Annotated in this window: 2 protein-coding genes, 2 tRNA genes and 3 rRNA genes; 5 read left to right on the top strand and 2 right to left on the bottom strand. The window is 51.8% G+C overall.

Annotated features, from left to right (window positions below):
* Window positions 1-241: hypothetical protein (locus LXT13_RS28285; RefSeq protein ID WP_233375772.1), on the bottom strand; the 241-nt coding region annotated here is incomplete at its 3' end.
* An 87-nt stretch (window positions 242-328) separates the two neighbouring features.
* Between LXT13_RS28285 and LXT13_RS28280 the strand changes: the two genes are divergently transcribed.
* The 3 genes from LXT13_RS28280 to LXT13_RS28270 all read left to right on the top strand — a co-directional run bounded on the left by LXT13_RS28280 (window position 329) and on the right by LXT13_RS28270 (window position 2,208).
* Window positions 329-1,852: ribosomal RNA gene (locus LXT13_RS28280) — 16S ribosomal RNA — on the top strand.
* 190 nt (window positions 1,853-2,042) lie between these two features.
* A tRNA-Ile gene (locus tag LXT13_RS28275) sits at window positions 2,043-2,119 on the top strand.
* Between the two features lie 13 nt (window positions 2,120-2,132).
* A tRNA-Ala gene (locus LXT13_RS28270) sits at window positions 2,133-2,208 on the top strand.
* 1 nt (window position 2,209) lies between these two features.
* On the opposite strand, the gene LXT13_RS28265 is transcribed toward LXT13_RS28270, so the two are convergent.
* On the bottom strand, window positions 2,210-2,389 hold the full coding sequence (locus LXT13_RS28265) for a hypothetical protein (RefSeq protein ID WP_233375770.1): 180 nt from the start codon (window positions 2,387-2,389) through the stop codon (window positions 2,210-2,212).
* 138 nt (window positions 2,390-2,527) lie between these two features.
* Here LXT13_RS28265 and LXT13_RS28260 point away from each other — a divergent pair.
* A 23S ribosomal RNA gene (locus LXT13_RS28260) occupies window positions 2,528-5,403 on the top strand.
* A gap of 184 nt (window positions 5,404-5,587) precedes the next feature.
* Window positions 5,588-5,700 (top strand): 5S ribosomal RNA (gene rrf, locus LXT13_RS28255).
* The 16S, 23S and 5S rRNA genes sit together here with 2 tRNA genes alongside, the layout of an rRNA operon.
* The last annotated feature ends 44 nt before the right edge of the window (window positions 5,701-5,744 follow it).

Raw genomic sequence — 5,744 nt, 5'->3', positions numbered from 1 at the left:
AAAGCAAGATGTTGAATGCGACGAAGAAAGCCAAGTTGATAAGCGGTTTGAAATTAATTTTTAAAACTGCTTGACGACGAAGCAAAAAGCAGATTAGAATCTCGCTTCTTTGCTGCTGACGACAAAACGACAGCAGCGACGCAGACGGAAACGAAAGTTTGAGTTTGCGATGTTCTTTAATAATTAACAGCCGATAAGCGTGGGCGTTTGAAGTGAAGTGATGTTGCAAGGTGACTTGCAACGGTCCTTCGGACTTTAAACGCTCACGGAAATAGAACAGATGCTATGTAAATAGTTCTTGTTCGATTCCGTTGAGTAAATCAAGATCGAACTGTAGAGTTTGATCCTGGCTCAGATTGAACGCTGGCGGCATGCCTTACACATGCAAGTCGAACGGTAACAGGTTAAGCTGACGAGTGGCGAACGGGTGAGTAATATATCGGAACGTGCCCAGTCGTGGGGGATAACTGCTCGAAAGAGCAGCTAATACCGCATACGACCTGAGGGTGAAAGCGGGGGATCGCAAGACCTCGCGCGATTGGAGCGGCCGATATCAGATTAGGTAGTTGGTGGGGTAAAGGCTCACCAAGCCAACGATCTGTAGCTGGTCTGAGAGGACGACCAGCCACACTGGGACTGAGACACGGCCCAGACTCCTACGGGAGGCAGCAGTGGGGAATTTTGGACAATGGACGCAAGTCTGATCCAGCCATGCCGCGTGCGGGAAGAAGGCCTTCGGGTTGTAAACCGCTTTTGTCAGGGAAGAAACGGCTCTTGCTAATACCGAGAGCTAATGACGGTACCTGAAGAATAAGCACCGGCTAACTACGTGCCAGCAGCCGCGGTAATACGTAGGGTGCAAGCGTTAATCGGAATTACTGGGCGTAAAGCGTGCGCAGGCGGTTATGCAAGACAGAGGTGAAATCCCCGGGCTCAACCTGGGAACTGCCTTTGTGACTGCATAGCTAGAGTACGGTAGAGGGGGATGGAATTCCGCGTGTAGCAGTGAAATGCGTAGATATGCGGAGGAACACCGATGGCGAAGGCAATCCCCTGGACCTGTACTGACGCTCATGCACGAAAGCGTGGGGAGCAAACAGGATTAGATACCCTGGTAGTCCACGCCCTAAACGATGTCAACTGGTTGTTGGGAGGGTTTCTTCTCAGTAACGTAGCTAACGCGTGAAGTTGACCGCCTGGGGAGTACGGCCGCAAGGTTGAAACTCAAAGGAATTGACGGGGACCCGCACAAGCGGTGGATGATGTGGTTTAATTCGATGCAACGCGAAAAACCTTACCTACCCTTGACATGTCTGGAATCCTGAAGAGATTTGGGAGTGCTCGAAAGAGAGCCAGAACACAGGTGCTGCATGGCCGTCGTCAGCTCGTGTCGTGAGATGTTGGGTTAAGTCCCGCAACGAGCGCAACCCTTGTCATTAGTTGCTACGAAAGGGCACTCTAATGAGACTGCCGGTGACAAACCGGAGGAAGGTGGGGATGACGTCAGGTCATCATGGCCCTTATGGGTAGGGCTACACACGTCATACAATGGCCGGGACAGAGGGCTGCCAACCCGCGAGGGGGAGCTAATCCCAGAAACCCGGTCGTAGTCCGGATCGTAGTCTGCAACTCGACTGCGTGAAGTCGGAATCGCTAGTAATCGCGGATCAGCTTGCCGCGGTGAATACGTTCCCGGGTCTTGTACACACCGCCCGTCACACCATGGGAGCGGGTTCTGCCAGAAGTAGTTAGCCTAACCGCAAGGAGGGCGATTACCACGGCAGGGTTCGTGACTGGGGTGAAGTCGTAACAAGGTAGCCGTATCGGAAGGTGCGGCTGGATCACCTCCTTTCTAGATAGATCGCGCCTCGTGTGTTCTTAGGAGCATGCAGAGCAAGGTCAACTAAGAGCGAAAGCTCAAGCACTTAACTTTAAGCGCCCACACTTATCGGCTGTCAAACAACAGTGAGTGATTCGCGTGAGCCTGTAGAGCTGGCCTCCACAAGCCTGCGATGAGACAGAGCTAACGCAAGATTACGCGTGGGTCTGTAGCTCAGTCGGTTAGAGCACCGTCTTGATAAGGCGGGGGTCGTTGGTTCGAATCCAACCAGACCCACCACGGCGAGAAGCCAGGGGGATTAGCTCAGCTGGGAGAGCACCTGCTTTGCAAGCAGGGGGTCGTCGGTTCGATCCCGTCATCCTCCACCAATCACTCATGAAGAAGGTTGGCAAACCTCAGCGGAACGGAAGTTCTTCTGAGGTTTGCCAGTCTTGATCGAAAGATCGGCTGTTGTTCTTTAACAATTTGTAGAGTCGAATCAGCGTTGCTGACGGAAAGTATCTCCTGATACACCGTGCCGTCAGCAATGATTTTGATTGCGTCAAACATAGACTTCAACTAAGCAAGAAATTGATTAGGTATGAAGAACGGCGTAACGCGTGAATACTCAAAAAGCGGTCGGACTGGAGAAATCTAGTTGGATCGTGTCCTTGATCGACGGTGCAGTCAGCGCTGTCAAAGTTATAGGGTCAAGTGACTAAGTGCATGTGGTGGATGCCTTGGCGATTACAGGCGACGAAGGACGTGATAGCCTGCGATAAGCTTCGGGGAGCTGGCAAATTAGCTTTGATCCGGAGATTTCCGAATGGGGAAACCCACTCCGCGAGGAGTAACTCTGACTGAATACATAGGTCATTGTGGCGAACCGGGTGAACTGAAACATCTCAGTAGCTCGAGGAAAAGACATCAACCGAGATTCCGAAAGTAGTGGCGAGCGAAATCGGAGTAGCCCTCGCGTTTTAGCAGTTTGCATATCAGAACGGAATGGAAAGTCCGGCCATAGCGGGTGATAGCCCCGTATGAGAAATGTAGATTGTGGAACTAGGCGCGAATAGAGTAGGGCGGGACACGTGAAATCCTGTCTGAATATGGGGGGACCATCCTCCAAGGCTAAATACTCGTAATCGACCGATAGTGAACAAGTACCGTGAGGGAAAGGCGAAAAGAACCCCGGGAGGGGAGTGAAATAGATCCTGAAACCGCATGCATACAAAAAGTCGGAGCCCGCAAGGGTGACGGCGTACCTTTTGTATAATGGGTCAGCGACTTACATTCAGTGGCGAGGTTAACCGAATAGGGAAGCCGTAGAGAAATCGAGTCCGAATAGGGCGAATAGTCGCTGGGTGTAGACCCGAAACCAAGTGATCTATCCATGGCCAGGATGAAGGTACCGTAACAGGTGCTGGAGGTCCGAACCGACTAGTGTTGCAAAACTAGCGGATGAGCTGTGGATAGGGGTGAAAGGCTAAACAAACTTGGAAATAGCTGGTTCTCTCCGAAAACTATTTAGGTAGTGCCTCAAGTATTACCTGCGGGGGTAGAGCACTGTTTAGGCTAGGGGGTCATGGCGACTTACCAAACCTTGGCAAACTCCGAATACCGCAGAGTACAGCTTGGGAGACAGAGCACCGGGTGCTAACGTCCGGACTCAAGAGGGAAACAACCCAGACCGCCAGCTAAGGTCCCTAAAATTGGCTAAGTGGGAAACGAAGTGGGAAGGCTAAAACAGTCAGGATGTTGGCTTAGAAGCAGCCATCATTTAAAGAAAGCGTAATAGCTCACTGATCGAGTCGTCCTGCGCGGAAGATGTAACGGGGCTAAGCCAGTTACCGAAGCTGCGGATGCATAGCAATATGCGTGGTAGGAGAGCGTTCTGTAAGCCTGTGAAGGTGGGTTGTGAAGCCTGCTGGAGGTATCAGAAGTGCGAATGCTGACATGAGTAGCGTTAAAGGGGGTGAAAAGCCCCCTCGCCGAAAGCGCAAGGTTTCCTACGCAACGTTCATCGGCGTAGGGTGAGTCGGCCCCTAAGGCGAGGCAGAGATGCGTAGCTGATGGGAAACAGGTCAATATTCCTGTACCGATCAATAGTGCGATGTGGGGACGGAGAAGGTTAGCTCAGCCGGGTGTTGGATGTCCCGGTTCAAGCCTGTAGTCGTGCCTGGTAGGCAAATCCGCCGGGCTTAGATGAGGGGTGATAACGAGGAGGCTTGCCTCTGAAGTGAGTGATACCCTGCTTCCAGGAAAAGCCACTAAGCTTCAGCTATTGACGACCGTACCGCAAACCGACACTGGTGCGCGAGATGAGTATTCTAAGGCGCTTGAGAGAACTCTGGAGAAGGAACTCGGCAAATTGACACCGTAACTTCGGAAGAAGGTGTGCCTTTAGTAGGTGAACCTGTACAAGGGGAGCCCAATGAGGCCGCAGAGAATCGGTGGCTGCAACTGTTTATTAAAAACACAGCACTCTGCAAAGACGAAAGTCGACGTATAGGGTGTGACTCCTGCCCGGTGCTGGAAGATTAAATGATGGGGTGCAAGCTCTTGACTGAAGTCCCAGTAAACGGCGGCCGTAACTATAACGGTCCTAAGGTAGCGAAATTCCTTGTCGGGTAAGTTCCGACCTGCACGAATGGAGTAATGATGGCCACACTGTCTCCTCCAGAGACTCAGCGAAGTTGAAATGTTTGTGATGATGCAATCTCCCCGCGGAAAGACGGAAAGACCCCATGAACCTTTACTGTAGCTTTACATTGGACTTTGAACAGATCTGTGTAGGATAGGTGGGAGGCTTTGAAGTAAGGTCGCTAGATCTTATGGAGCCAACGTTGAAATACCACCCTGGTGTGTTTGAGGTTCTAACCTTGTCCCGTTATCCGGGATGGGGACAGTGTATGGTGGGCAGTTTGACTGGGGCGGTCTCCTCCCAAAGTGTAACGGAGGAGTTCGAAGGTACGCTAGTTACGGTCGGAAATCGTGACGATAGTGCATTGGCATAAGCGTGCTTGACTGCGAGACTGACAAGTCGAGCAGGTACGAAAGTAGGACAAAGTGATCCGGTGGTTCTGTATGGAAGGGCCATCGCTCAACGGATAAAAGGTACTCTGGGGATAACAGGCTGATACCGCCCAAGAGTTCATATCGACGGCGGTGTTTGGCACCTCGATGTCGGCTCATCTCATCCTGGGGCTGTAGCCGGTCCCAAGGGTATGGCTGTTCGCCATTTAAAGAGGTACGTGAGCTGGGTTTAAAACGTCGTGAGACAGTTTGGTCCCTATCTTCCGTGGGCGCTGCAAGATTGAGAGAGCCTGCTCCTAGTACGAGAGGACCGGAGTGGACGCACCTCTGGTGTATCGGTTGTCACGCCAGTGGCATTGCCGAGTAGCTAAGTGCGGAAGAGATAACCGCTGAAAGCATCTAAGCGGGAAACTCGTCTCAAGATGAGTCTTGCCGGGGCCTTGAGCCCCCTGAAGGGTCGTTCGAGACCAGGACGTTGATAGGCTGGGTGTGGAAGCGCAGTAATGCGTTAAGCTAACCAGTACTAATTGCCCGTGAGGCTTGACCCTATAACTTTGACTGTGAATTGCAGATCAAGGTGGGTATTCAAGTTATGCTGTTCTTCAGAAGTCTGAAGACGCAATCAAATTAAACTGATTCCGCTGCGAAAGCAGTGTGCAGATTGGCATCGCCAAATTCTGCTGACTCTACGAATTGGGTTTGTTGACCTCGTCAACAAGCCAACCAGTCAAGCCTGACGACCATAGCGACTTGGTCCCACTCCTTCCCATCCCGAACAGGACAGTGAAACGAGTCAGCGCCGATGATAGTGCGGATTCCCGTGTGAAAGTAGGTCATCGTCAGGCTATTATTAAAGCCAACCCCCATCAGCTCTCGCTGGTGGGGGTTT

The organism is Pelomonas cellulosilytica, assembly GCF_021353265.1.
Lineage (GTDB): Bacteria > Pseudomonadota > Gammaproteobacteria > Burkholderiales > Burkholderiaceae_C > Pelomonas > Pelomonas cellulosilytica.
The sequence above is the reverse complement of the archived record's forward strand: the minus strand, read 5'-3'. Positions and strand labels throughout refer to the sequence as shown.

Bases quoted from the DNA above. Each gene is read 5' to 3' on its own strand.
- LXT13_RS28265 (WP_233375770.1), bottom strand. From the start codon at position 2,389: ATGTTTGACGCAATCAAAATCATTGCTGACGGCACGGTGTATCAGGAG.